27 protein-coding genes and 1 tRNA gene are annotated in these 24034 nt (G+C 58.6%); 19 read left to right on the top strand and 9 right to left on the bottom strand.

Features of this window, described 5'->3' with window-relative positions; genetic code table 11:
• Window positions 1-489: 489 nt before the first annotated feature.
• Genes F7R06_RS13695 through F7R06_RS13680 form a run of 4 tightly spaced genes read left to right on the top strand, consistent with a single transcriptional unit; the run spans window position 490 to window position 6064 of the window.
• Window positions 490-3321, top strand: a complete 2832-nt coding sequence (locus tag F7R06_RS13695; protein WP_090318766.1) for a xanthine dehydrogenase family protein molybdopterin-binding subunit — start codon at window positions 490-492, stop codon at window positions 3319-3321.
• Complete coding sequence (locus F7R06_RS13690) at window positions 3314-3853, top strand: (2Fe-2S)-binding protein (protein ID WP_007982256.1); 540 nt, start codon at window positions 3314-3316, stop codon at window positions 3851-3853. Before F7R06_RS13695 ends, F7R06_RS13690 begins: the two co-directional genes overlap by 8 nt.
• Before the next feature lie 2 nt (window positions 3854-3855).
• Complete coding sequence (locus F7R06_RS13685) at window positions 3856-5091, top strand: c-type cytochrome (protein ID WP_090318769.1); 1236 nt, start codon at window positions 3856-3858, stop codon at window positions 5089-5091.
• A 1-nt stretch (window position 5092) separates the two neighbouring features.
• Window positions 5093-6064, top strand: coding sequence for an XdhC family protein (locus tag F7R06_RS13680; RefSeq protein ID WP_090318772.1), 972 nt, complete (start codon window positions 5093-5095; stop codon window positions 6062-6064).
• A 51-nt stretch (window positions 6065-6115) separates the two neighbouring features.
• Here F7R06_RS13680 and F7R06_RS13675 read toward each other — a convergent pair whose 3' ends face one another.
• Window positions 6116-7399, bottom strand: a complete 1284-nt coding sequence (locus tag F7R06_RS13675) for an NAD(P)/FAD-dependent oxidoreductase (protein WP_090318775.1) — start codon at window positions 7397-7399, stop codon at window positions 6116-6118.
• 183 nt (window positions 7400-7582) lie between these two features.
• Between F7R06_RS13675 and F7R06_RS13670 the strand changes: the two genes are divergently transcribed.
• The 3 genes from F7R06_RS13670 to F7R06_RS13655 all read left to right on the top strand — a co-directional run bounded on the left by F7R06_RS13670 (window position 7583) and on the right by F7R06_RS13655 (window position 9195).
• Window positions 7583-7659, top strand: a tRNA-Val gene (locus tag F7R06_RS13670).
• A 191-nt stretch (window positions 7660-7850) separates the two neighbouring features.
• Window positions 7851-8093 carry a hypothetical protein gene (locus F7R06_RS31070; protein ID WP_090318779.1) on the top strand — a complete coding sequence of 81 codons (243 nt, stop codon included), beginning with the start codon at window positions 7851-7853 and terminating at the stop codon, window positions 8091-8093.
• 898 nt (window positions 8094-8991) lie between these two features.
• Window positions 8992-9195, top strand: a complete 204-nt coding sequence (locus F7R06_RS13655) for a hypothetical protein (protein WP_090318785.1) — start codon at window positions 8992-8994, stop codon at window positions 9193-9195.
• Window positions 9196-9253: 58 nt separating this feature from the next.
• Here F7R06_RS13655 and F7R06_RS13650 read toward each other — a convergent pair whose 3' ends face one another.
• Window positions 9254-10006: a carbonic anhydrase gene (locus tag F7R06_RS13650; protein WP_090318788.1), complete on the bottom strand. Its 753-nt coding sequence runs from the start codon at window positions 10004-10006 to the stop codon at window positions 9254-9256.
• A gap of 228 nt (window positions 10007-10234) precedes the next feature.
• Here F7R06_RS13650 and F7R06_RS13645 point away from each other — a divergent pair, with 228 nt between their 5' ends.
• Entirely contained in the window at window positions 10235-10690 is a 456-nt protein-coding gene (locus tag F7R06_RS13645) for a DUF2214 family protein (RefSeq protein WP_090318791.1), read from the top strand.
• A gap of 67 nt (window positions 10691-10757) precedes the next feature.
• On the opposite strand, the gene csrA is transcribed toward F7R06_RS13645, so the two are convergent.
• Window positions 10758-10952 carry a carbon storage regulator CsrA gene (csrA, locus tag F7R06_RS13640; RefSeq protein WP_007938114.1) on the bottom strand — a complete coding sequence of 65 codons (195 nt, stop codon included), beginning with the start codon at window positions 10950-10952 and terminating at the stop codon, window positions 10758-10760.
• Between the two features lie 251 nt (window positions 10953-11203).
• Here csrA and F7R06_RS13635 point away from each other — a divergent pair, with 251 nt between their 5' ends.
• Window positions 11204-11569 carry a penicillin-binding protein activator LpoB gene (locus F7R06_RS13635; RefSeq protein WP_090318794.1) on the top strand — a complete coding sequence of 122 codons (366 nt, stop codon included), beginning with the start codon at window positions 11204-11206 and terminating at the stop codon, window positions 11567-11569.
• A gap of 92 nt (window positions 11570-11661) precedes the next feature.
• Here F7R06_RS13635 and F7R06_RS13630 read toward each other — a convergent pair whose 3' ends face one another.
• The 3 genes from F7R06_RS13630 to F7R06_RS13620 all read right to left on the bottom strand — a co-directional run bounded on the left by F7R06_RS13630 (window position 11662) and on the right by F7R06_RS13620 (window position 13896).
• Window positions 11662-12351, bottom strand: coding sequence for an endonuclease (locus F7R06_RS13630; RefSeq protein WP_090318797.1), 690 nt, complete (start codon window positions 12349-12351; stop codon window positions 11662-11664).
• Between the two features lie 4 nt (window positions 12352-12355).
• Complete coding sequence (locus F7R06_RS13625; protein WP_052193599.1) at window positions 12356-12625, bottom strand: DUF1654 domain-containing protein; 270 nt, start codon at window positions 12623-12625, stop codon at window positions 12356-12358.
• 182 nt (window positions 12626-12807) lie between these two features.
• A complete protein-coding gene (locus F7R06_RS13620) occupies window positions 12808-13896 on the bottom strand; it encodes an asparaginase (RefSeq protein WP_090318801.1) in 1089 nt (362 codons plus the stop codon).
• Between the two features lie 339 nt (window positions 13897-14235).
• Between F7R06_RS13620 and F7R06_RS13615 the strand changes: the two genes are divergently transcribed.
• From F7R06_RS13615 to F7R06_RS13580, 8 genes are all read left to right on the top strand, one after another.
• Entirely contained in the window at window positions 14236-14694 is a 459-nt protein-coding gene (locus F7R06_RS13615) for a hypothetical protein (protein WP_090318804.1), read from the top strand.
• A 195-nt stretch (window positions 14695-14889) separates the two neighbouring features.
• The gene (locus tag F7R06_RS13610; RefSeq protein WP_090318807.1) at window positions 14890-15846 is read left to right on the top strand and encodes a sugar ABC transporter substrate-binding protein; all 957 of its coding nucleotides are present in this window, start codon (window positions 14890-14892) and stop codon (window positions 15844-15846) included.
• Window positions 15847-15901: 55 nt separating this feature from the next.
• Window positions 15902-17455, top strand: coding sequence for a sugar ABC transporter ATP-binding protein (locus F7R06_RS13605; protein ID WP_090318810.1), 1554 nt, complete (start codon window positions 15902-15904; stop codon window positions 17453-17455).
• On the top strand, window positions 17452-18429 hold the full coding sequence (locus tag F7R06_RS13600) for an ABC transporter permease (protein ID WP_090318813.1): 978 nt from the start codon (window positions 17452-17454) through the stop codon (window positions 18427-18429). The genes F7R06_RS13605 and F7R06_RS13600 overlap by 4 nt, the downstream gene beginning before the upstream one ends.
• Window positions 18430-18432: 3 nt before the next feature.
• On the top strand, window positions 18433-19452 hold the full coding sequence (locus F7R06_RS13595; RefSeq protein WP_090318816.1) for a LacI family DNA-binding transcriptional regulator: 1020 nt from the start codon (window positions 18433-18435) through the stop codon (window positions 19450-19452).
• A 24-nt stretch (window positions 19453-19476) separates the two neighbouring features.
• Window positions 19477-20394 carry a ribokinase gene (rbsK, locus tag F7R06_RS13590; RefSeq protein WP_090318819.1) on the top strand — a complete coding sequence of 306 codons (918 nt, stop codon included), beginning with the start codon at window positions 19477-19479 and terminating at the stop codon, window positions 20392-20394.
• Window positions 20391-20795, top strand: a complete 405-nt coding sequence (gene rbsD, locus F7R06_RS13585; RefSeq protein ID WP_090318822.1) for a D-ribose pyranase — start codon at window positions 20391-20393, stop codon at window positions 20793-20795. The genes rbsK and rbsD overlap by 4 nt, the downstream gene beginning before the upstream one ends.
• Before the next feature lie 43 nt (window positions 20796-20838).
• Window positions 20839-21864, top strand: coding sequence for a nucleoside hydrolase (locus F7R06_RS13580; RefSeq protein ID WP_090318826.1), 1026 nt, complete (start codon window positions 20839-20841; stop codon window positions 21862-21864).
• 1 nt (window position 21865) lies between these two features.
• On the opposite strand, the gene F7R06_RS13575 is transcribed toward F7R06_RS13580, so the two are convergent.
• Window positions 21866-22075, bottom strand: coding sequence for a hypothetical protein (locus F7R06_RS13575; protein WP_090318829.1), 210 nt, complete (start codon window positions 22073-22075; stop codon window positions 21866-21868).
• Between the two features lie 132 nt (window positions 22076-22207).
• Between F7R06_RS13575 and F7R06_RS13570 the strand changes: the two genes are divergently transcribed.
• Both F7R06_RS13570 and F7R06_RS13565 read left to right on the top strand, forming a co-directional pair.
• Window positions 22208-22513: a hypothetical protein gene (locus F7R06_RS13570; protein WP_090318831.1), complete on the top strand. Its 306-nt coding sequence runs from the start codon at window positions 22208-22210 to the stop codon at window positions 22511-22513.
• Between the two features lie 167 nt (window positions 22514-22680).
• Entirely contained in the window at window positions 22681-23001 is a 321-nt protein-coding gene (locus F7R06_RS13565) for an I78 family peptidase inhibitor (protein ID WP_090318835.1), read from the top strand.
• 69 nt (window positions 23002-23070) lie between these two features.
• Here F7R06_RS13565 and F7R06_RS13560 read toward each other — a convergent pair whose 3' ends face one another.
• Both F7R06_RS13560 and F7R06_RS13555 read right to left on the bottom strand, forming a co-directional pair.
• Window positions 23071-23283: a cold-shock protein gene (locus F7R06_RS13560; protein ID WP_003179963.1), complete on the bottom strand. Its 213-nt coding sequence runs from the start codon at window positions 23281-23283 to the stop codon at window positions 23071-23073.
• Window positions 23284-23575: 292 nt separating this feature from the next.
• Window positions 23576-23878, bottom strand: a complete 303-nt coding sequence (locus tag F7R06_RS13555) for a hypothetical protein (protein WP_090318838.1) — start codon at window positions 23876-23878, stop codon at window positions 23576-23578.
• Between the last annotated feature and the right edge of the window lie 156 nt (window positions 23879-24034).

Here is a 24034-nt window from a genome sequence, read left to right as displayed (position 1 = left end):
CCACTGAACGCCTTGGAGCTACGAAGAAAGCCAATTGCGCTACTTCGAGTCGATAGCAAAGACCCTGGTCGAAAGACCGGGGTTTTTTGTGTCTGAAATTTGACCTTTCTCCTGTTTCCCTCCTGGCTGCAACCCTTTATCCGGCACAAATCCCTGTGTGCGAGCTTGCTCGCGAAGGCGTCGCCACATTCAAAATTTAGATCGGCTGGAAGGGATCTTTCGCGAGCAAGCTTGCTCCTGCAGGCAGGGCGGATGTCTGTTTGTCCAGTCGTTCCCTGCGGTGCAAAGTCGCAGTTTTTTGATTCTTTGGTCAGTTTTTTTGTGTCTGGTTATTTGCTGTGAGCGCATAAGCCTATAAACTTAACCTTTCGGTCAGCTTTGCACTGTCACTACAGCCCTTTGCAACGTCAAAGAGGGGCTTCTGCAAGACTCGAGATTTCCAGTACATAATCAGAAGGGCGGACCCCATAACCGCCCAGAGGATGATCCATGTCCAACCGTGAAATATCCCGGCGTTCGTTCCTTCAGGGCGGGCTGGTAGCGGGTGTGAGCGTGACGCTTACACCGCTCAGCAGTCAGGCGCTGGCCGCCTTGATGGAAAACAGCGTGACCGTGCCGTCCGAGCAGTGGCTCGGCAACAACGGTAAGGCGCGAGCCCGTAACGATGCCTTGTCCAAGGTCTGCGGCAGCAAGGTTTTTGCCCGCGACATCCGTTCAAAGGACATGCCGGGGTGGCCACAGCAACAAGGCCACGCAATGCTGCTGAAAACCGTCAAGGCTGATCGCATTTATGATGGTTACGACCTGTCGTGGCTTGGCGCCGATCTGCAGCCCGATCGCATCGTTACCGCCGAGGATCTGGTCAAGGACGGCATCGTCTTCCCGGAAGAGCACGCCCCCGACCCATTGTTGCCGGCCGGCAAGGTGCCAATGTTCATTGGTCATCCAGTGGCGATCCTGATCTGGAATGACTTCGAGCGCTTCCGCCAGGCCAAGGCCAAACTCAAATTCAATGACAAAGCGATTCGTTACGGTGCCCAAGTGCCGTACTACGAAGGCGATCCCTATGGCAGCTTCCGCTATGTGCGGGTGGGTGGCGCGACCTCGGCGGACGAAGATGAGTTCGCCAGCCTCAAGGATTCGATCCTGTTCCCGATGCTGCGCAATCGCCGTCCGGTGTGGAATTCGCAACCGAACCTGCACGGCAACCTGACCGAGCGCGGCTTGTTCTACGCCGAGCGCATGAAGCAGCAGATCGAGACGCCGCCGGACAACTGGCTGGTGTTCGACGAGCGCTACAAGACCCCGTCGATCGAACCGGCGGCGATGGAGCCGGACAACGGTAACGGTTGGTACGATCCTGCGACCAAGACCCTGCATTTCGTGGTGGCGACCCAGTGCCCGCTGGAAGCTGCAACCGAGACCGCGAAGATGATCGCGCCGTCGCGTTTCGGCCTGGCGAACCTGAACATGCACCCGGGCTACACCGTCGGCTACGGCTCGAAAGATCACAACATTTTTGTCTACTACGCAGCCTTGGCGGCGCTGTACGGCGCCGGTGTGCCGGTGCGTCTGGCCAACGACCGCTACGAGCAGTTCCAGAGCGGTATCAAGCGTCACCCGTTCGACATTCGTTATCAGCTGGCGGTGGACAAGAACGATCACAGCTTCAAGATTTTCCGCGCCGACATGAGTGTCGACGGCGGCGGCCGGATCAACTACAGCGCCTCGGTGGCGGCGGTAGGGGCCACGGCGGCACAGTCGATCTACTACATGCCGCAGAACGATTTGCAGGTCACGGCCTATCATTCCCGCGGCGTTGAAGCCGGATCGATGCGTGGCTATGGCACCCTGCAGAGCATGGCGTCGACCGAGATGATGGTCGACGAGATTGCTGATCGCCTGGGCGTCGATGCCATCGACCTGCGCAAGAAAAACGCCCTGCGCTCGGGCATGAAAAACACCCAGGGTGCAGTGCCGGCAGGGGCGTTGCGCCTGCACGAGATTCTCGACAAAGCGGCGGTTCACGAAGTCTGGAAAAACCGCGACGCGATCAAGAAGCAGCGCGAAGCGGCTGATCCGGATCACTGGTATGGCATCGGGTTCGCCATTTGCCAGAAAGACTTCGGCACCGGTTCCGAAGCGCCGATGGCCAGCATCGAATTCACTGCCGAAGGCCGCATCACCCTGCGCCACATCGGCATTGAGATCGGTACCGGCATGTCGACTTCGCAAGCGATGGTCGTGGCCGATTTCCTCGGCAACCCGGCGCACGAAGTGAAGACCGGCGAAACCGAATGGAAAGAGATGCAGCTGATCAGCGGCGGCAACCCTTACATCATGAGCCAGGCCGAGCAGGACAACTTCCTGCGCAACCCGCGCTGGGTCGGCAAAATTGCGTCGGCCTCGTCGGCGACCAACTCGGCCTACTACTTTAGCCACGCCACCCGTGAAGCGGCGCGCGTGTTGTTCAACCACGGTTTGTGGCCGGCGGCGCTGGAGATCTGGCGCCAGGGCCCTTATGGCGGCCAGGCCAACCCATACGTGGTACGCCGCGAGGATGCCCATTGGGTCGACGGCAAACTGACTGCCAACGGTATGGAGCCCCTGCCTTTCGAAGTGCTGGCCAAGCGTGCCCACGAACGTGGTCTGGTGACGGCCGCCACCGTGCACGGTTTCAACCGCTGGAGTTGGGCCGAGGCCGAGTTCAGTATCGATGGCGTGCGTGAACGCTTGCCGCTCGACGGCCTGGCGGTCAAATACGGCGACGGTGCGCCGAAGGCGAAGCTGGCGCAAATGACCAGCGCCGGTTTCCATTTGCTGGATCGGCAGAACATCGCCTACCCGGCGACCCAGTTGAACAACGCGGCCGTGACTTACTACAGCCCCGTGGCCACGCTGGTCGAGTTGAAAGTGAACAAGGGGTCGGCGGAAGTCGAAGTGCTCAACCACCACTCATGGGTCGAGTGCGGCCGGGTGCTGGTGCCGGAGCTGGTCAAGGGCCAGATCGAAGGCGGCATCGCCATGGGCATCGGCCATGCGCTGATGGAAGAAATGCCACTGTACGAAGGCGGGCCGGGGGAGGGTGACTGGAACTTCAACCGTTACCGCCTTCCGATGGCGCGACACGTGGCGGTGTGGAAACAGACCGCGGAAATCCTGCCGCCTCTGTCGCCGAGCGACCCGTCCAAGGGCATCGCCGAAGTGGTGATGATCCCGGTGGTCGGTGCCATCGGCAACGGCGTGGCCCACGCCATCGGCAAGCGCGTACGCGACTTGCCTATCACTTCTGCGCGCATCAAGGAGGCCCTCAATGGCTAACCGTCCGCTTCAACTGACCCTCAACGGTCAATCCGTCGGCCCGGTGGACATCCCTGATGACCTGCCGATGATCGACTACCTGCACGAATACAAGAACCTTACCGGCTCGCGCCTGGGCTGCGGCCAGGGCATTTGCCATGCGTGCGTGGTCATCGTCGACAACCCCGACGGCACCAGCGAAGAAGTGCGCACCTGCATCACTGGCGCGCACTATTTCGAAGGCAAGAAAGTGCGGACCATCGAAGGCCACGCGACCCGCGACGAACAGGGCAAAGTCACCGAGCTGAACCCGATCCAGCAACGCTTCGTCGACGAATTCGCCTTCCAGTGCAGCTATTGCGCGCCTGGCTTCGTCAACGCGGCGACCGTGCTGGTGGAAAAGCTGCAGCGTCAGCCGATCGTCAAAAGCCAGCTGGAAAAAGTCATCGAGGACAGCCTCGGCCACCACATCTGCCGCTGCACCGGCTACGTGCGCTACTACAGCGCCACGCGCAACGTGCTGACCGATCTCGGCCTGGTCAAGGAGGGTTAAGCATGAAGCAACTACTTACCCGCCTGGCGCTGGCGGTTGGCCTGGCTGCGCCGGTGTTTTTGGTTAACGCCGACGATCAGGTTAAACGCGGCGAGTACCTCGCCCGCGCCGCCGATTGCATGGCTTGTCATACCGCGCCAGGCGGCGCGCCGTTCGCGGGCGGTCTGCCGATCGTCTCGCCGTTCGGCACGATCTACGGCACCAACATTACCCCGAGCAAAGAGCACGGTATCGGCCTGTACAGCGATGACGAATTCTTCGCCGCGTTGACTGAAGGCAAGCGCCGCGACGGCGCGAACCTGTACCCGGCGATGCCGTACACCTCGTATCACTTGATGCCGCGCGAAGACTCGGACGCGATTCACGCGTACCTGAAGACCGTCGAGCCGATCGAGCGTGCTGCGCCGGTGACCAGTCTGAGCTTTCCGTTCAACGTGCGCCTGGGCCTGATGGGCTGGAACATGCTCTACGGCAAAGACGTGAAACTGGCGCCGGCTGAAGGCAAAAGCGAAGCCTGGAAGCGTGGCCAGTATATGGTCGACGTGCTCGGTCATTGCGGCGAATGCCATACCCCACGCGGCTTGCCAGGTGCGATGCAACAGGACAAGCGCATGACCGGCGGTCTGCTTAATGGCTATCTGGCGCCGAGCCTGCTGGCCACGGACCTGGCGGCTCGCGGCTGGAATCATCAGGACCTGAGCTCGTTCCTCAAGCACGGCATGAGCGCCCAGGGCACGATGTTCAACGAGATGTTTCCGGTGTTCCACAACAGCACCCAGGGCCTCAACGACGCGGACCTGGCCGCCATGGCGACTTTCCTGCTCGGCGATCAGCCACCGGCTGCACAAGTGCTGACCGATGTGCCAGTGGAGCAATTGACCGCGAGTGCCCAGCGCGGGCGTCAGGAATATTTGAACGTCTGTGCCGGTTGCCATGCGGTCGGTGGTGAAGGCAAGCCGCACATCGCCGTGGCCATGCGCGGCAACACCACGTTGCGCCTGGAAGATCCGCGCAACCTGGTGCGGGTGATCGACGAGGGTATTGGCGAACAGAAATTTGCCGGGTTCGAGCACATGCAACCAATGCCAGGATTTGCTCGGAAACTCAGTCAGGAGCAGCTCACCGATCTGCTGAACTACCTGCGTCAGGGTTGGGGCGGGCAATCGGGTGACCTGGCGGTAAACGACGTGCAGAAGTTGCGGGCAGAAGCCCCGCCGCTCGAGCACAAGGCGCACTGACATGCAGCATCTCGACCTGCAAGTGGTACGTCGGGCTCTGGAGTGGTCGGCGGCCGGTCAGCGTGTCTGGCTATGCACTGTGCTCGCCACCTACGGCTCGGCGCCGCGCGCGCCGGGCTCGTTGCTGGCGGTGAATACCGATGGTTTGTGGATCGGATCGCTGTCCGGCGGTTGCGTCGAGGAGGACTTCCTTGAGCGCGTCGCCGAGGGCGCCTTTGAGCAAGCGGTCAGCGTCGTACGCTACGGGGAAGGCGATGACCCGCGCTCGCGGGTGAGTCTGCCCTGTGGCGGCGTGCTCGATGTGCTGGTGGAGAAGCTGGAGCCCGGTTGCGAGGAGCAGGCGCATTTGCGGGAGCTGGAGTCGGCGATGTTGGGTCGACGCCGATTGATCCGTGAAGTCGATCTGGCCAGCGGCGCGCGCAGTCTGTTCGATGATCGCGAGCAGGGCGTGCGGGTCGAACGGGAGATCGATCGGGTCCGGCTGCGCATCGGCGCGGCTCAGCGCTTGTTGCTGGCCGGGTACTCCAGCGTGGCACACGCCTGCGCTGACTTTGCCGTGGGCCTGGGCTTCGAAGTGATCCTCTGTGATCCGCGCGACGAGGTGCTGGAAGGCGTGGTGCTGGAGAGCGTGGAGATCCGCCGCCAATTGCCGTCGGTGTTCATCGCCGATGGCGGCTGTCATAGCGATACGGCGGTGGTGGCGCTGACCCACGATCCGCGCATCGATGACCTGGCAATGATGGAAGCGGTGCGCACCGAGGCGTTTTACATCGGTGTGATGGGGTCCGTGCAGACATCGCAAAAGCGCTTTGAGCGGCTGCGGCGCATTGGTGGCCTTGGGGATGTCGAGCTGGCCCGGATTCATGCGCCGATCGGTCTGAACCTGGGCAGCAAGACGCCGGCGGAAATTGCGCTGGCCGTGCTGGCTGATATCGTGCGGATTCGCAGTGGAATTGCGCGGGATCGACTTTGACGCGCTGTTAAAAGAAGGGCCGCATCAAGCGGCCCTTTTCGTATCTGACGATCAGTACCCGAACTTGTCCCGCAATCCGTAATACCAGGCGCCCAATGCCGCAAAGGGTGTGCGCAACAATTGACCGCCGGGGAACGGGTAGTGCGGCAGGTCGGCAAAGGCGTCGAAACGCTCCGCCTGACCGCGCAACGCCTCGGCCAGTACTTTGCCGGCCAGGTGCGTGTAGGTCACGCCGTGGCCACTGCAACCCTGGGAATAATAGATGTTGTCGCCCAACCGTCCGACTTGTGGCAGGCGTGACAGGGTCAGCAGGAAATTGCCGGTCCAGGCGTAATCGATCTTCACATCCTTGAGTTGCGGGAAAGCCTTGAGCATTTTTGGCCGAATGATGGCTTCGATGTTCGCCGGGTCGCGTGCGCCATACACCACGCCGCCACCAAAAATCAGGCGCTTGTCGCCGCTGAGGCGGTAGTAGTCGAGCAGGTAGTTGCAGTCCTCGACGCAGTAATCCTGAGGCAGCAGGCTTTTCGCCACCGCATCGCCCAAGGGTTCAGTCGTAATGACCTGCGTTCCGCACGGCATCGACTTGGCAGCCAGCTCCGGCACCAGATTGCCCAGGTAGGCGTTACCCGCCACGATGATGAATTTGGCCCGCACCTTGCCCTGCGGCGTGTGCACCACCGGGTTCGCGCCGCGTTCGATGCGTACTGCCGGCGATTGCTCAAAGATCGTGCCGCCCAGCGACTCGACTGCAGCCGCTTCGCCCAGCGCCAGGTTAAGCGGATGAATGTGCCCGCCGCTCATGTCGAGCATGCCGCCGACGTACTGATCGCAGTCTACGACTTCACGGATGCGCCGCTGATCCATCAACTCAAGCTGCGTGTGCCCGAAGCGCTCCCACAAGCGCTTCTGGGACTCCAGATGGCCCATTTGCTTGGCGGTGATGGCTGCGAACACGCCACCGTTCTTCAAGTCGCACTGGATGTTGTACTTGGCCACTCGCTCACGAATGATCCGCCCGCCTTCGAACGCCATTTGCCCCAGCAATTGCGCCTGCTTGGGACCGACACTGCGCTCGATTACATCAATATCGCGGCTGTAGCTGTTAACGATCTGGCCGCCATTACGCCCTGACGCGCCGAAACCCACTTTGGCCGCTTCGAGCACCGTCACCCGAAAACCGTTCTCCAGCAGAAACAGGGCCGAGGATAGCCCGGTATAACCGGCGCCGATCACACAGACATCGGTCTCAACGTCGTCCTGCAAAGCCGGGCGCGGCGGAACCGCATTGGCCGATGCGGCGTAGTAGGATTCTGGGTAGGGGGTGTTCGCCATCCTGCAGCCTCTGTTTAATATATTTTACGAGTGTGCTGATCCTACCCGAGTTAAAAAACCACCGCCAGCCACCGGAAAATCTTCTTTGCAGCAGCAAAATTAAATATTTTGCATATTCATAGGGTTAGCTCGAAAAAAGGTGTTGACACCCCTCCGGAATTCCGTAGAATGCCGCCTCACAGCAGGCACGTAGCTCAGTTGGTTAGAGCACCACCTTGACATGGTGGGGGTCGTTGGTTCGAGTCCAATCGCGCCTACCAAACAAAATCCGCTCTGCTGGGCGGTCTAGAAGGGCTCACCGAAAGGTGGGCCCTTTTTTGTTGTCTGCGATTTGCATAATTCCCTGGAAGGAAGGGCTGGAGATTAGGTTTTTTGGCTTGCTGTATCTCACCAATGAATCATTCAGCTGCCTTACGGTCATAGCGCTGACCTTTGTTTCCAGGACGTTCAAATGAAGCGCGCAGTAATGATGTTCATGGCCATTTCGGGCTCTCTTCTGCTAGGAGGCTGCGGGCCTCACTGGGATGACGGAGAGAGGTACGGCCGGGATCGTGATCGAGGTCATGATCGTGGATACGACCGGGGTTACAATCGTGGCTATGACGATGATCGAGGGCATGACCGCCGGTATGATCGGCGTGACGATGATCAGCGATATGAGCGTTATCGCGATCGTGAGGATAGGGATGACTGATCTGAGCTGACCTACCTTCTGCTTTTCCAGGGACCTGACGGCTACAATGCGCTGCTTTCGGGAGTGACCTGATCAATGAAGCGTTTGTTCCTGCCGGGCAGATTCTTGAAGCGGAGGCCTCGCCAGAGCAATCTGTCGGGGCTTCGTCGTCTTAGGCTCAGGAGAAAGCTAGCGCAGAACAAAAATTGCGTTTGAACGGTAGGGGGAACTAATCATGTAAAACGCCAAGTCATTGGTTCTTACAGACTGCTTTTTAGTTTCGCAGTACGACGAAAGTTGGATCCATAGTTTTTTTAGGGCGTAAGTAGCGTGCTAACAAATACTGCAAAAGCTAGTAGATGTCATCGTCGTCGCGTAAATGGCGATACCAGCCATACAGCGATACACCAAGGGTCGCAATGATGATTGCGATGGCGATAAAGACTAGATAGCGCACCATACTCGGTTGCCCTGGACGTGAGTTGTTGGAATATGCGTCCGTGCCGGTGAGCGAATGTAAACCTCCGGCCATCCTCTGTCTCTAGGGCGATACCTTACAAGACCGTTTTTTCAAGTTGAAGTCAGTAGTTCCCGCAGGCTGGTCTCCGTGCCTTGGGTAGGGGGGCGAGGCCGAATGAAAATCAGTTCCAGCCACATTGAACTGTGATCGTTGAATTGCATCCAACCAGAACAGGCCACCAAACGTTTGTTTCACGAAATTAAGCGGGAGGGGAAGTTGATGGGGCAGCGAGCGATGATCCGGTTTTTTGCGGCCTACGTGTCCATTTGCCTCTTGCTTCAATGGACGGTGGTTCAGGCATCCTCCTGGATTGCCTCTCACGTTCTTCTGAGGTGGATCCTCTAACGCCGCGATTCAGGCGTAGAATTAGCCGTGCTACCTCATCACGAGGCGTCTCCCATGATCTCCGATCCAGCAAACAAACAGGCATCCGACGACAAATTCGTCTGGGATCAATACTTCTGCGCTGCCCTGATTGCGGAAAGTCACCTGACGGCACCGGTCGTAGGCGGCACCACTGGCGCCACTCACGAAGACAGGCAGAATATGTTGATCGAAAGGGCCAAGGCGCTCGCCGACAAAATGATGGAAAACAGAAAGTAAACACAGCCCAGCCATCGCGCTGGGCTTGTGTTTTCTGCGGCCTGTCATCCATGGCCTTTCAGGCTATCAGCTCGACTTTTCCGGTCGCCAGGCGATAGATGCCGCCCACTATTTTCAAGTTGCCTTTGCCCAGCGCATCCGTCAGCAGGGGCGTGGCCTTCTTGAGGCGTTCGACCGAGTTTTTGACATTTTGCACCGTCGCATTTTCCACCAGGTCCCCGGGTTGTTTGAGGACAGTTTCGACAGATGACTTGAGAGCGTCAGTCAATTTCGGAATATGCCCCGGAAATACGGTGTGATCTTTGACGGCTTTTATGCCGGCTTCAATGGCGCCGCAACTTTCGTGTCCCAATACGAGTATCAGCGGCGCGCCAAGCACAGCGACGCCATATTCAATACTCGCCAGCCCTTCGTCGGTAACGAAGTTGCCGGCAACGCGTATGGCGAAAAGATCGCCCCGCGCGGTATCAAATGCGTATTCGGGTGCGATGCGCGAGTCAGAGCAACTCAGCACTGCCACGAAGGGATTCTGGCCGGAAACCAGTGCTTCGCGCTCGTCCATGAAGTTATGGGTCTTTGAATGACCACTCACGTACCGTTCATTTCCTTCGATCAGTCTTTGCAGCGCCTCGTCAGGGTTGATTGCATTTTGTGGTTTTGGAGAGGTGGATGTTTTTTCGGCTGCCTGGATGATTCTGGTGGGCATCGCGCCGGCGAGCAGCAGCGCGCCTGCTCCCAGTCCGGCAAGCCGAAGAAACCGACGACGATCATTTATTGGTGGAGCAGCGTTTGAATCACATGATTCACACATGATGTTGTGTACTCAGGTGAACACGGTGGGGATGACTGCTGTTGGGGGTGGTGGCTGCAGGAGCCTGCAAGTGACCAGCGTCTTGGAGTTTAGTCGGTCTGGGGCACCACGTTCTGTCGTCTCCAAGGGCTGACTCGAATATCGACGGTTTGCGAGGCGGTGCGCTTCATTGATACATGGGCTACTACTGTCAGGTTGTTTCCACTTGGTCGTGACAGGAGTTACTCAATGCTGATTCATTGGATCCTTGCAGCGGTTCACCTACTGGCTGTTGTGCTGGCGTTTTGGGCGGTTCTGGCCCGTGGCACGGCGTTTCGGCGCCTGATGGCCGATGGAGGGGAGGCGCGCAGCGTATTGCTTGCCGATAATCTCTGGGGGATTTCGGCGTTGATTCTGCTGGTGACCGGCGGGATGCGGGCCTTCGGCGGCTACGAGAAGGGCACGGATTACTATCTGCACCAGCCGTTGTTCCATCTGAAGATGGCGTTGTTCGTGATTATCCTGCTGCTGGAAATTGCGCCGCTGGTCACGCTGATCAAATGGCGGATCGCACTCGCGCGCGGCGCCACTATAGAAATCGGGCGTGCAAAATTGTTTGCGAGGGTCAGTCACATCGAGGCGCTGCTGGTATTGCTGATGGTCGTGGCGGCCACGGGCATGGCGCGGGGAGTGACATTTGCTTGAGTGACGCCTGAATCTTTAGCCAGCCGTCGTTCCGTGGCGAACGGGCTGGCTACTGACTGCGCAGGATTCAGGGGGTTTGCGGTTTGTCCGGAGCCGTCAGGCCGGCCTGAATGCGCTGGTAGATTTCTTCGCGGTGCACCGCAACGTCTTTCGGGGCGTTGATGCCAATCCTGACTTGCTGGCCGCTTACGCCCAGGATGGTGATCGTAATGTCATCACCAATGTTTATGCTTTCACCGACTTTGCGGGTGAGTATCAGCATGGTCTTCTCCTTGATTGCTTCGTGGGGCACCTGATTCGTACAGTGCAGAGGTCGGTGGTATGTATAGATTAGTGCGAAGTCTCACAGTTTGGGTGCCTCTTTCTGACGTGCAGATGCAGCATTAATTCCCAAGACGTAACTATACAGAGGCCGCATCCATCATTCTCGTTGTTTTAAGGCCATTTTGCGGCACTCGAGAAGTATTCATGAATGTTAAAATTCCGGCTTTTAAGCCTTCAGAGGGAAACGCTGTGCGCAAAATGGTCTTGGTTATGGCGGTACTGGCGCTGGCGGGATGCGGTGAGGGCAAGAATGTTGATGCGCCAAAGCCTGCGCCGGCAACGGTTGCAGCTCCTGCGCAAGCATCCGGCCCGCAATGGGATCTTGAGGTTCGCGGTGAAACACCCCAAGCCGTCAGCGACCTCAGTGGCTGGCTGATCGAGCACAATTTCATGTCCAGTGTCGTCAAGGAAAACGGCAAGGTTCGCATTTTGATGGGCCCTTATGATTCGCAAGCTGAAGCCGAGGCAAAGCGGGCCGAGGTGGACGCGGCCATCGTCCGTGCGAAGCAACAGAATGTTGAAGTGCTGGTCATTGAGCGTCCCACCGCTCAGTAATTGGCTGTTGAGGCTGCAACAGTGCCAGCGGTTGGCAAACAAAAAAGGCCTCGGGTGGTGAACCCGAGGCCTTTGTGCTTTTTGGAAAACGGTTAACCGCAGGCTTTCATGTCTACCGGGCCGACAAACTCATTGCCGCGCCCCATCACGCACGCCACGCTCTGGTTACGCTGACGTTCCCAGGCCTGAACCGGATAGGTTTTGTCCCAGGCTTCGAACAGTTGCCGATCCTGCTTCGACAAGCGCAAGCCGTACTGTTTGCTCATGTAGAAATAAGTCCGGGCGATCATGCCGCGAATGGAAGGGCGCGGCATGACCTTCTTTGCCTTGAAATCGATTTGGGTCAGGCAAGAACCATATTGTCCGGGCTGTTCCGGCAACCAGCCGAAGCTGAAGTTGCTACGATCGCCATTCACCTCACCGATACTCGGCACCAGGTTGTGCAGATCCGCTTCGGCCTTCTGATAGGTTGGGTCGTAGCGCGTGCAGTTCTTGCGGCCTCCCTCTTGCCAGCATTGGCGCTGGTGGCCGATTTGCCAGGCTGGAACAATGTGTTCCCATTCGATGCGCACTGCGCGTTTGGCATTTTTGCGCGGCACATAACCGCAGGCCGAGAGATTCACCCGGTTACCGGTGTACTTGCAGCCGCAATAAAACTCGGTGGATTGTGGGGCGTATAGCTTCCAGGCAACTTTCTTGGCTTCGTTGAAGGTTCGCGGCGCGTCAGCCTGGACTCCCATGGCGAACAGCAGCAACAACAAAGCAAAACAGCGGACACCCATTGACTCAGTCTTCCTTCGGCACAACCCAAAAAATCTGCACGCCGCCATCGTCGCGATAGGCGAGGGTCACGTTGTCGTTCTCGTCGATTTCTTCAAGCAAGCGTTCCCACTCATCCACCGGCTCATCGGGAAGACGGAAGATCAGGGCGGCCTTGGCTTTTTGAGCGGTCGGGGAGTTGATGATTTTCTGAACGCGCAGACCCATGCGTACATAGGCGTCATGTGAGGCGGAGGTAGTGTCCACAGAATTATCCTTATTAAGCTGTACGTGCATACAGTATTTAACTGTAAGCTTTTTCGCAACTGCTTAAAATTCAAGAAAATCCTCTGACAGCAGTTTTTCCGTTTGGCGTAGGGTAGTGGGCGTTTTTTTGTCAGGTGGGGTATGTGCCACTCGCCAGACATCGGCGAGTGGTGAAGCAGTGCCCGACCGGAACCGGTCGGGCGAGGGGCGAATCAATATTCCCAGAACATCCGTTGCAGCTCTTTGCTGTCATTGGTCTTGGTCAGGGCGACCATGGCCAGGATGCGGGCTTTTTGCGGGTTCAGGTCATGAGCCACGACCCAGTCGTACTTGTCGTCAGGCTGTTCGGCGTTACGCAAGACGAAACCACCAGCGTTGACGTGGGACGAGCGAATGATCTGTACGCCGTCCTTGCGCAGGGCCTGCAGGGCTGGAACCACGCGCGAAGAGACCGAGCCATTGCCGGTGCCTGCGTGGATGATGGCTTTGGCGCCTGACTGTGCCAGTGCCTTGTAGGCGGTGTCGCTGACGTTGCCGTAGGAATAGGCGATTTCAACATCAGGCAAGCTCTTGATGGTCTTGATGTCGAATTCCGAGTCCATGGTGTGGCGTTTGGCTGGCAGGCGGAACCAATAGGATTTGCCTTCCACCACCATGCCGAGCGGGCCCCATGGGCTTTTGAACGCCTCGGTCTTGATGTTGATCATTTTGCTGACATCGCGACCCGACTGGATTTCATCGTTCATGGTCACCAGCACACCTTTGCCCCGTGCCTCTTTGCTGCTGGCCACGGCCACGGCGTTGTACAGGTTCAGCATGCCGTCGGCGGACATCGCGGTACCAGGGCGCATGGAGCCGACGACGATGATCGGTTTATCGGTTTTTTCCACCAGGTTCAGGAAGTAGGCGGTTTCTTCCAGGGTATCGGTGCCGTGGGTGATCACGATGCCATCGACGTCGTTGCTGTCGGCCAGTTCGGCCACGCGGCGGCCCAGTTGCAGCAGGTTGTCGTTGGTGATGCTCTCGGAGGCGATTTGCATGACCTGCTCGCCGCGCACGTTGGCCACTTGACTCAGTTCGGGTACGCCGGCGATCAGTTTGTCGATACCGACTTTTGCCGCTTGGTAGGTTGCACTGTTGGCGGCGCTGGCACCCGCGCCGGCAATCGTGCCGCCGGTGGCCAGAATGACCACGTTCGCCAGTTTTTGTTGAGTTTCAGCTTCCTTTGCCTGAAGGGCGGTCGGCAAAAGCAGAAGGAGGGCCAAGGCGCCCGGAACAAAGGTCTTGAAAGCAGATGTCATTATTTTTCTCTCTAGTGGTGACGGTGCAGATGCAAGTTCATCTAGATGCGCCCCACGCGAATCTGAACGCTTGGGGTGCTGGGTAAGAGCAGGATCTGTACCAGTCACACTTTGAATGGGAAAAAACGCTTAACTGACTGATTTGTTTATTGATTTAAACGGGTTCTTGGCGCGCGATGGCCGTTGCATGTCCGGTTTTCCGATTTTTTGCGGTTTTCATGTTCGGCTCTCCGAAAAGTTCTGTTGAATTCTTCCTGTTGTACAGATGTGAATCATTGCTAAAGAAACTCGCTTTGAGGTCGATGCTTCTTCAATGGATGTTTTTTCTCAGGAGTTCACATGTCTTTATCAGTAGGTCTTCCAAACGCAGCGGGCATCACCATTGGTGGAAAGTCAGCCAAGACGATTCGTGAACTGAGCGATGCAACGGCCGATGCCGCTGCTCAAGCGCTGGGCGCGAAGGAGGGGGACGATAAGTCAGTCAAGACCGGTCCTGTTGGTTTGGACAAAAGCGCCGACACTCAAGAATCGCAAGCCGGCGACAACACCAGTATCGCCGTGAAAGTCTTGCTCAAGCGTCTCAAAGAGCTGCAGCAACAATTGCGCGAGCAGCAACAGCAACTGGCTGCGGCTCAGGCTGCGAGCTATTCCACGCCGGAAGCCAAGATCACCGCTGTGTCGGCCATTCAGGGGCAGATCGCGGATACGAACGGCGCCATCCTGCAAACCAGTGCCAGTCTGATCAAGGAAATGACCAAGGGATCCGGCACGGGATCCGTGGTCAATACGACGGCGTAAGGTGAACGCCGGCTTTCACATTGTTACAGTCGGAACGGCTTTCTGCTCGTTGACAAATGTCGGCAGGATTCGCATAGTTCGATCTACGCAAACGTTTGCGCGGCGTTTCTAATGGGATAATTCCATCGTGAATGCCCCGAATTAATGCCAGCGCACGCGTTGCTCACACAATAATCATAAGATCGGAGTGAACCCATGAAGCTGCCATTCGCTGGACGCCTTCTCGCTGTCGCCATGCTGGCTGCCGCATCCGCCGCGCTGCCTGTTTCTTCGGCTTTCGCCGAGACGCCTGCAAAACCGAAAGTCGCGCTGGTCATGAAATCCCTGGCCAACGAATTCTTCCTGACCATGGAAGACGGCGCCAAAGCCTATCAGAAAGAGCACTCCGGCGAATTCGAGCTGATTTCCAATGGCATCAAGGATGAAACGGATACGGCGGGCCAGACGCGTATCGTCGAGCAAATGATCCTGGCCAAGGTCAATGCACTGGTCATCGCGCCAGCTGACTCCAAAGCCATGGTGCCCGTGATCAAGAAGGCCGTTGACGCGGGCATCACCGTGGTCAACATCGACAATCAGCTCGATCCCGCTGTGGTCAAAAGCAAGAATATCAACGTTCCATTCGTAGGCCCGGACAACCGCAAAGGGGCGCGTCTGGTCGGTGAATACCTGGCCAGGCAGCTCAAGGCCGGTGATGAGGTCGGCATCATCGAAGGCGTGTCCACCACCACCAACGCCCAGGCCCGTACGGCAGGCTTCAAGGATGCGATGGAAGCGGCGCAGATCAAGGTCGTGTCGGTACAGTCCGGTGACTGGGAAATCGACAAGGGCAATAAAGTCGCCGCCTCGATTCTCAGCGAGTACCCGCAAGTGAAAGCCCTGCTGGCGGGCAACGACAGCATGGCCGTCGGCGTGGTGTCTGCCGTGCGCGCCGCAGGCAAGGCCGGCAAGGTGCAAGTGGTCGGCTACGACAATATCAATGCGATCAAGCCGATGCTCAAGGACGGCCGGGTCCTGGCCACCGCCGACCAGTTTGCGGCCAGGCAGGCCGTGTTCGGCATCGAGACCGCGCTGAAAATCATCAAGGGTGAAAAAGTCGACAGTGGCGCCAACGGCGTGATCGAGACCCCGGTAGAGCTGGTTACCAAGTAGTCCTTCGGCGACACACTGGCGCTCGCCCGTCCGGGCGAGCGCATGGAGAGTTTTTATGTCCGTTCGCGACCCGAACGCTGTCCTCTCGGTCAGCGGCATCGGCAAGACCTACGCCCAACCGGTCCTGACCGGCATCAACCTGACGCTCATGCGCGGTGAAGTGCTGGCACTGACCGGCGAGAATGGCGCTGGCAAAAGTACGCTGTCGAAGATCATTGGCGGCCTGGTCGCGCCGACCACCGGCCACATGCAATTTCAGGGGCAGGAATATCGTCCCGGTAGCCGCACCCAGGCTGAAGACCTGGGCATCCGCATGGTCATGCAGGAGCTCAATCTGTTGCCGACGCTGTCGGTGGCGGAAAACCTGTTTCTCGACAACTTGCCTAGCAACGGCGGCTGGATCAGCCGCAAGCAGCTGCGCCAGGCGGCGATCGAAGCCATGGCTCAGGTCGGGCTCGACGCGATCGACCCGGATACCCTGGTCGGCGAGTTGGGTATCGGTCATCAACAAATGGTCGAAATCGCCCGCAACCTGATCGGCGATTGCCATGTTCTGATCCTCGACGAACCCACCGCGATGCTCACGGCGCGAGAAGTCGAAATGTTGTTCGAGCAGATCACCCGCCTGCAGGCTCGCGGTGTATCGATCATCTACATCTCCCATCGCCTCGAAGAGTTGGCCCGGGTTGCGCAGCGCATTGCGGTACTGCGCGACGGCAATCTGGTGTGCGTTGAACCGATGGCCAATTACAACAGCGAGCAGTTGGTCACGTTGATGGTCGGTCGTGAACTCGGCGAGCACATCGACATGGGGCCGCGCACCATCGGAGCTCCGGCGCTGACGGTCAAAGGGCTGAGTCGCTCGGACAAGGTTCGCGACGTGTCCTTTGAAGTGCGCGCCGGTGAGATCTTCGGCATCTCCGGCCTGATCGGGGCTGGGCGCACTGAATTGCTTCGGTTGATCTTCGGTGCAGACATCGCCGACAGCGGCACCGTTGCGTTGGGTTCACCAGCGCAGGTGGTGAGCATTCGTTCGCCGGTGGATGCAGTCAGTCACGGCATCGCGCTGATCACCGAGGATCGCAAGGGCGAAGGTCTGCTGTTGACGCAATCGATCGGCGCCAACATTGCGCTGGGCAACATGCCGCGCATTTCCAGCGGCGGCTTCGTCAACAATGGCGATGAGGCTTCCCTGGCCCAGCGGCAAATCGACGCCATGCACATCCGCAGTTCCGGCCCGGCACAGCGGGTGTCCGAACTGTCCGGCGGCAACCAGCAAAAAGTCGTGATTGGCCGTTGGCTGGAGCGCGAATGCTCGGTGTTGCTGTTCGACGAGCCGACCCGTGGTATCGATGTCGGCGCCAAGTTCGACATCTACGCCTTGCTCGGCGAGTTGACGCGCCAGGGCAAGGCGCTGGTGGTGGTGTCCAGTGACCTGCGCGAATTGATGCTCATCTGTGATCGCATCGGTGTGCTCTCGGCTGGGCGTCTGATCGACACGTTCGAGCGCGATAGCTGGACCCAGGATGAGTTGCTTGCCGCCGCTTTCGCCGGCTACCAAAAACGTGATGCGCTGCTCAACGAAGCAGCGCCTAGGGATCTTCCATGAATACCGCATCTTCCGCTGGCAAGCGCAGTGGTAATTTTTACGGCCTCGGCACCTATCTGGGCCTGGCCGGTGCCTTGTTGGCGATGGTGGTTCTGTTCTCGCTCTTGAGCAGCCACTTCCTGTCCTACGACACGTTCAGCACCCTGGCCAATCAGATTCCGGACTTGATGGTCCTCGCGGTCGGCATGACGTTTGTGTTGATTATTGGTGGCATCGACCTGTCGGTAGGCTCGGTGCTGGCACTGGCCGCCTCAACCGTCAGCGTGGCGATTCTGGGCTGGGGCTGGAGTGTCATGCCTGCGGCCTTGCTCGGCATGGCGACGGCGGCGCTGGCGGGCACCATCACCGGTTCGATCACCGTGGCGTGGCGGATTCCGTCGTTCATCGTGTCCCTCGGCGTGCTGGAGATGGCGCGCGGTGTGGCGTACCAGATGACCGGTTCGCGCACGGCCTATATCGGTGACGCTTTCGCCTGGTTGTCGAACCCGATCGCCTTCGGTATTTCGCCGTCCTTCATCATTGCCTTGCTGATTATTTTCATCGCCCAGGCCGTGTTGACCCGTACGGTATTCGGTCGCTACCTGATCGGTATCGGCACCAACGAAGAGGCGGTGCGTCTGGCGGGGATCAATCCGAAACCCTACAAAATCCTGGTATTCAGTCTGATGGGACTGTTGGCCGGTATCGCGGCGTTGTTCCAGATTTCGCGCCTGGAAGCAGCGGATCCGAATGCCGGTTCCGGTCTTGAGCTGCAGGTGATCGCTGCCGTGGTCATCGGCGGCACCAGCCTGATGGGGGGGCGTGGTTCGGTGATCAGCACGTTTTTCGGTGTATTGATCATCTCCGTACTGGCGGCCGGTCTGGCGCAGATCGGCGCGACCGAACCGACCAAACGCATCATTACCGGCGCGGTGATCGTGGTGGCGGTGGTGCTCGATACCTACCGCAGTCAGCGCGCAAGTCGGCGGGCTTGAATCATGGCAACGATCAAGGATGTGGCAGCGCTCGCCGGAATTTCCTACACCACGGTTTCCCATGTGGTGAACAAAACCCGGCCGGTTAGTGAAGAAGTTCGGGTCAAAGTCGAAGCTGCCATCAAGACCCTCGACTACGTACCCAGTGCGGTGGCCCGCTCCCTCAAGGCCAAAACCACCGCGACCATCGGCTTGCTGGTGCCCAACAGCCTCAACCCGTACTTTGCGGAACTGGCGCGGGGCATCGAGGACTACTGTGAGCGCAATGGCTACTGCGTGATTCTGTGCAACTCCGACGATAACCCGGACAAACAGCGCAGCTACCTGCGCGTACTCCTGGAAAAACGCATCGACGGGTTGATCGTCGCCTCGGCCGGTGGTGACCGTGGTCTGGCGCAAGGGCTGGCCAGTGTGCGCACGCCGATGGTGATCGTCGACCGCGGGCTGGAAGGCGTCGATGCGGACCTGGTGCGCATCGATCACGAATACGGTGCCTATCTGGCGACCCGGCACTTGCTGGAATTGGGCCATCGGGACATCGCCACCATCAGCGGGCCGGCGACCACCAGTGTGGCGCAGATGCGCCTGGCGGGGTTTTGCCGCGCGCTGAAAGACGCCGGGCTCGAAGTGCCACGCCAGCGCATGCTGGAAAGCGACTTCACCAGCACCGGCGGGTACAACGCTGCCGCGATCCTGCTGGAGCGCAATCCACCCAGTGCGATCTTCGCCGCCAACGACATGATTGGCATCGGCGTGCTGCGAGCCGCCGCCGAGCGCAACATTCGTGTACCGACACAGCTGTCGGTGATCGGCTTCGACGACATCCAGATGAGCCGCTATGTCTATCCGGCACTGACCACTGTCGGCCAGTCGATCCTGCAGCTTGGCGAGATGGCGGCCGAAGTGTTGCTAAGAAGGATCGTCACACCGCAACTGAGCACAGAACAACGGATCGTGACACCCGGCATCGTGATGCGTGAATCGACCGCGCCGCTGGCGGGTGTGTTTGCGGAATATCGCTGAAACGGAAATGATGAGTAGGGATGTATGCCAGCAAAAGTAGTGGTAGTAGGCAGCCTGAACATGGACCTGGTCACCCGGGCGCCTCGGCTGCCGCGAGGCGGTGAAACGCTGATCGGCGAATCCTTTGCCACGGTCTCCGGCGGCAAGGGCGCGAATCAGGCCGTGGCCGCCGCGCGATTGGGCGCGCAGGTGTCGATGGTTGGCTGTGTGGGCAGCGATGCGTATGGCAAGGAGCTGCGCGAGGCGTTGCTGGCCGAACAGATCGATTGTCAGGCGGTCAGCGTGGTGGACGGTTCCAGTGGTGTCGCATTGATCGTGGTCGACGACAATAGCCAGAACGCGATCGTGATTGTCGCCGGTGCCAACGGCGCGCTGACGCCAGCGGTGATCGGATGCTTTGATCCGGTCCTGCAAGCCGCCGACGTCATCATCTGCCAGTTGGAGGTTCCGGATGCCTCCGTCGGCCATGCACTCGCGCGCGGTCGCGCATTGGGCAAGACCGTGATCCTCAATCCAGCCCCGGCCAGTCGCCCGTTACCAGTGGACTGGTACGCAAACATCGATTACCTGATTCCCAACGAAAGCGAAGCGTCGGCACTGAGTGGCTTGCCGGTGGACTCTCGGCAATCGGCGCAAGCAGCCGCCAACCGTCTGGTCGAAATGGGTGCCGGTAAAGTGATTGTCACCCTTGGCGCCGATGGGGCGCTGTTTGCCGATGGTGCGCGGGTCGAACATTTCCCCGCGCCCAGCGTGAAGGCGGTGGACACCACGGCGGCCGGCGATACCTTCGTCGGCGGATTCGCCGCCGCGCTGGCCTCCGGCAAAAGTGAGGCAGACGCGATTCGTTTCGGGCAGGTCGCAGCGGCGCTGTCGGTCACCTGCGCCGGCGCACAACCTTCGATTCCCACTTTGTCCGATGTTCAGGCGTTTAAAACACCATGAAAAAGACTCCTTTGCTCAACGTCGCACTGTCGCGGCTGATTGCTTCACTCGGCCACGGCGACTTGGTGGTGATCGGCGATGCGGGTTTGCCGGTGCCCCCGGGTGTCGAACTGATCGACCTGGCCCTGACCCACGGTGTGCCAGATTTCGTCAGCACCTTGAACGTTGTGCTCAGCGAAATGCAGGTTGAAAGCCATGTGTTGGCGCAGGAAATCCTGGAAAAAAAACCGTCGGCATTAGCCGCGCTGGATAAGTTGAACGCCGAGGGCGCGCTGGGCCGGCGTGAGCTGCTGAGTCATGAACAGTTCAAGGTGCTCAGTCGACAAGCCCGGGCAATTGTTCGTACCGGTGAATGCCAGCCTTACTGCAATGTCGTACTGGTCGCCGGAGTGACATTCTGAAACGCTCTGTCCGACGGTTTCTGCCCTGCACAAGGAGTGCGCCATGTATCGCCATACCCGGAAACTGCACCTTTTGCTTCGGAGTCTGCTTTTGTCCCTGATTACCCTGACCAGCGTTCAAGCGGCGGAAAAGATCGACTTGATCATCGATACTGACCCCGGTGCCGATGATGTGGTCGCCTTGCTGTTTGCACTGGCATCGCCGGACGAACTCAATATCCATGGGCTGACCACGGTCGCGGGCAACGTTCGCCTGGACAAGACGTCACGCAATGCACGATTGGCGCGGGAGTGGGCAGGGCGCGAGGACGTGCCGGTCTATGCCGGGGCGCCGAAACCGCTGATGCGTACTCCGATCTATGCCGAAGGTGTCCATGGCGAGGAAGGGTTGTCGGGTGTCGCCGTGTACGAGCCGAAGAAGGGGTTGGCCGAGGACGGTGCAGTCGAGTTCCTGATCGGCACACTGAAGGCGGCCAAGCCCCACAGCATCACCATCGCCATGCTGGGGCCACAGACCAACCTGGCGCTCGCGCTGATCCAGGAGCCTGAAATCGTGCAGGGCATCAAGGAAGTCGTAATCATGGGCGGTGCGCATTTCAATGGCGGCAACATCACGCCCGTCGCGGAGTTCAACCTGTTCGCCGATCCACACGCTGCCGAGGTCGTACTCAAGAGTGGCGTGAGGCTGACTTACCTGCCCCTGGATGTGACCCACAAGATCCTCACCAGCGAGGCGCGCCTGCGGCAGATTGCGGCGCTGAACAACAATGCCAGCAAGCTGGTCGGCGATATTCTTAATGAATACATCAAGGGCGATATGGAGCACTACGGCATTCCGGGTGGTCCGGTGCATGACGCCACGGTCATCGCCTACCTGCTCAAGCCGCAGTTGTTCAGCGGTCGCCGGGTCAACGTTGTGGTCGACAGTCGAGAAGGGCCGACCTTCGGTCAAACCATTGTCGACTGGCATGACGGCCTCGGGGCACCGAAGAATGCGTTCTGGGTGGACAGCGGCGACGCCCAGGGCTTCTTCGATCTGCTGACCGAACGCCTGGCCCGACTGAAGTGATCTACGAGCGTTGCGAATGCCCGCTGCCCTGATGGGGCGGGTATTTCTCGAAAATCTGTTGGATGAACGACTGGGCGGCTTCGGTGCCCAGCTCCTTGACCAGTAAATCGATACCGATGATTGCGAGCTCTTCCGGGCTGCCGGGGCTGTAAGAGCTATGGCCCTCTGGCCACTTGGCGTTAATGGCGGCATCGATGCTTACGGTGGTCATGGTGGTGCTCGTGGGGTCGAGAGAGTCTGAGTGCCGAGTTAACCATTTTGCGGGACTTTTGGCACTCCGACTTAGGCATCATTGGAGGGCTATGCGACACTTGGTCTTTGAGGACTTTTCAAGGATCGCGCTGTGCAGATCGATTTGAACACACCTGACGGCCTGACCCTTGAGGCGGTGCGTCAGATGCTGGCCGCTGCCAGTGATGACGAACACACCCAATTGCGGGTGACCAAGGGCGGTATCGCCTATATTTCATCGGGTGTCGTGGGTGGCACCGACATCGACGGGTTGCTGTTTCGCCTGGAGACGTGGGCCAAGGGGTCTGGCTACGTTGGACGGGTCGCAGCCAGTGACGAGGTCTGGGTCATGCAGATCTTCAATGCGCTGAAGCAGAATTGGCCCAAACCGGCTTTTGATTACATCGACGTCTACTGAGTGCCGTTCATATTCAGTCACGATTGAGGCGTGAAGGGGAGGGCAATGCTCAGGCAAACTTGCTGTTTGTCTGCGGCGGCGGTCTTGTTGCCAGAATGCTCGATGAAACCAAACGCCAGAATGGCGGTCGCACAAATTCAGCTTAACTATCGAAAAAAGGAGGCGTCATGCCTTGGAAGCTCGCGTCATTGGGTGCCCTATTGGCCGTTGCCACGCTGGCCGGTTGCAGCACTGCCGCTACCGAATCGGCAACTGACCCTGTAACGACGACTGACACAGGTCACAGCCGCTGTGAGGCAAAAGCTGCCGAATTCACCCTTGGCAAAACGGCTTCGCCTGAACTGCTGGAGCAGGCTCGCAAGCGAGCAGGCGCACAGAATGCGCGGTTCCTGTCGCCAAACGACATGGTGACCCTGGAGTACCGCTCCGACCGTCTCAACCTGAACACCGATGCCAACAAAGTCGTAACCCGCGTCAACTGCGGCTGATCGCCAACTTTTGCATCACCCATAAAAAACCCCGTCACATGGACGGGGTTTTTTTAGTGCGCCTGGAAATTACTCTGGGCGAACTTGAGCAGCTTGCATACCCTTTTGGCCTTTCTCAGCCACGAAGGAAACGGTTTGGCCTTCTTTCAGGCTTTTGAAACCGTCGCTTTCGATAGCTTTGAAGTGTACGAACAGGTCGTCACCGCCACCTTGAGGAGTGATGAAGCCGAAGCCTTTTTCATCGTTGAACCATTTAACGGTGCCGGTTTGGCGATTAGACATGGTGTATCTCCAAGAAACATATATTTTCAGTAGTACTGTGCTGCTCAGGCCAACTGGGCACACCCGGGTATCATAGTCGAAATGTTCGCTTTGGGAGCCCCCCGCAGGTGCTGTTTGCCCTACAGTCGCACATTCTTTGCTGCCTGATATCGCTGAAAGCCCTGATTTAAAAGGCTTTCAGCCGAAAGTAAAGGCGATAAAAAAAGCTGTAAAACCTGCATAAATTGTCCGAAAAAGCGATTTTCAGGGGCTGTTTGCCGACTGAAATTGCTTTTCAGGGACTTGAGCGGACTTATTTTTGCGCCGGATTGCTGGCCTTGCACTTGGTGATCTGGGTCAGGGCCTGTTGCTTTAATTCATTGCTGGCCTTGTTGTCCATCAGCGCCTGAAGGTCTTTGGCGGGGTACGATTTAATCGCATCGGCACCGCAAGCGCAGTGGGCCTTGGCCGCAGCCTCGCCGATCTGTTGTGCGGCGGCGGGAACGCACTGAGCCATGTATTTCTCGCGCACACCTTTCGGCCACTCAGCGTGGGCGGTTAGCGGCAGCAGCAGGACGATGGGTGCGACTACAGCGAATAAACGATTCAGACGCATGCCGAAGATGCTCCTTTGTGGGTAGATGTCTTGATATTTGAGGGGTAAAGCGGGGATCAAGTTCAGCACTCTGGCATAAAAACGCCGGATTTGCCCTGTCGGAAAGCCTCCGCACCGCGACGACCGTCCATCTGTGCTAGCATGCCTCGCTCGGGC

Origin of the sequence: Pseudomonas moorei, from assembly GCF_008801475.1 — a bacterium.
Lineage (GTDB): Bacteria > Pseudomonadota > Gammaproteobacteria > Pseudomonadales > Pseudomonadaceae > Aquipseudomonas > Aquipseudomonas moorei.
The sequence above is the reverse complement of the archived record's forward strand: the minus strand, read 5'-3'. Positions and strand labels throughout refer to the sequence as shown.

Coding starts and splice junctions, on each gene's coding strand:
- F7R06_RS13695 (WP_090318766.1), top strand. CDS start 490: ATGTCCAACCGTGAAATATCCCGGCGTTCGTTCCTTCAGGGCGGGCTG.
- F7R06_RS13600 (WP_090318813.1), top strand. CDS start 17,452: ATGAATACCGCATCTTCCGCTGGCAAGCGCAGTGGTAATTTTTACGGC.
- F7R06_RS13615 (WP_090318804.1), top strand. CDS start 14,236: ATGTCTTTATCAGTAGGTCTTCCAAACGCAGCGGGCATCACCATTGGT.
- F7R06_RS13605 (WP_090318810.1), top strand. CDS start 15,902: ATGTCCGTTCGCGACCCGAACGCTGTCCTCTCGGTCAGCGGCATCGGC.
- F7R06_RS13675 (WP_090318775.1), bottom strand. CDS start 7,399: ATGGCGAACACCCCCTACCCAGAATCCTACTACGCCGCATCGGCCAAT.
- rbsK (WP_090318819.1), top strand. CDS start 19,477: ATGCCAGCAAAAGTAGTGGTAGTAGGCAGCCTGAACATGGACCTGGTC.
- F7R06_RS13625 (WP_052193599.1), bottom strand. CDS start 12,625: ATGCACGTACAGCTTAATAAGGATAATTCTGTGGACACTACCTCCGCC.
- F7R06_RS13650 (WP_090318788.1), bottom strand. CDS start 10,006: ATGTGTGAATCATGTGATTCAAACGCTGCTCCACCAATAAATGATCGT.
- F7R06_RS13580 (WP_090318826.1), top strand. CDS start 20,839: ATGTATCGCCATACCCGGAAACTGCACCTTTTGCTTCGGAGTCTGCTT.
- F7R06_RS13630 (WP_090318797.1), bottom strand. CDS start 12,351: ATGGGTGTCCGCTGTTTTGCTTTGTTGTTGCTGCTGTTCGCCATGGGA.
- F7R06_RS13655 (WP_090318785.1), top strand. CDS start 8,992: ATGATCTCCGATCCAGCAAACAAACAGGCATCCGACGACAAATTCGTC.
- F7R06_RS13645 (WP_090318791.1), top strand. CDS start 10,235: ATGCTGATTCATTGGATCCTTGCAGCGGTTCACCTACTGGCTGTTGTG.
- F7R06_RS13685 (WP_090318769.1), top strand. CDS start 3,856: ATGAAGCAACTACTTACCCGCCTGGCGCTGGCGGTTGGCCTGGCTGCG.
- F7R06_RS13680 (WP_090318772.1), top strand. CDS start 5,093: ATGCAGCATCTCGACCTGCAAGTGGTACGTCGGGCTCTGGAGTGGTCG.
- F7R06_RS31070 (WP_090318779.1), top strand. CDS start 7,851: ATGAAGCGCGCAGTAATGATGTTCATGGCCATTTCGGGCTCTCTTCTG.
- F7R06_RS13690 (WP_007982256.1), top strand. CDS start 3,314: ATGGCTAACCGTCCGCTTCAACTGACCCTCAACGGTCAATCCGTCGGC.
- F7R06_RS13620 (WP_090318801.1), bottom strand. CDS start 13,896: ATGACATCTGCTTTCAAGACCTTTGTTCCGGGCGCCTTGGCCCTCCTT.
- F7R06_RS13560 (WP_003179963.1), bottom strand. CDS start 23,283: ATGTCTAATCGCCAAACCGGCACCGTTAAATGGTTCAACGATGAAAAA.
- F7R06_RS13610 (WP_090318807.1), top strand. CDS start 14,890: ATGAAGCTGCCATTCGCTGGACGCCTTCTCGCTGTCGCCATGCTGGCT.
- csrA (WP_007938114.1), bottom strand. CDS start 10,952: ATGCTGATACTCACCCGCAAAGTCGGTGAAAGCATAAACATTGGTGAT.
- F7R06_RS13575 (WP_090318829.1), bottom strand. CDS start 22,075: ATGACCACCGTAAGCATCGATGCCGCCATTAACGCCAAGTGGCCAGAG.
- rbsD (WP_090318822.1), top strand. CDS start 20,391: ATGAAAAAGACTCCTTTGCTCAACGTCGCACTGTCGCGGCTGATTGCT.
- F7R06_RS13555 (WP_090318838.1), bottom strand. CDS start 23,878: ATGCGTCTGAATCGTTTATTCGCTGTAGTCGCACCCATCGTCCTGCTG.
- F7R06_RS13565 (WP_090318835.1), top strand. CDS start 22,681: ATGCCTTGGAAGCTCGCGTCATTGGGTGCCCTATTGGCCGTTGCCACG.
- F7R06_RS13595 (WP_090318816.1), top strand. CDS start 18,433: ATGGCAACGATCAAGGATGTGGCAGCGCTCGCCGGAATTTCCTACACC.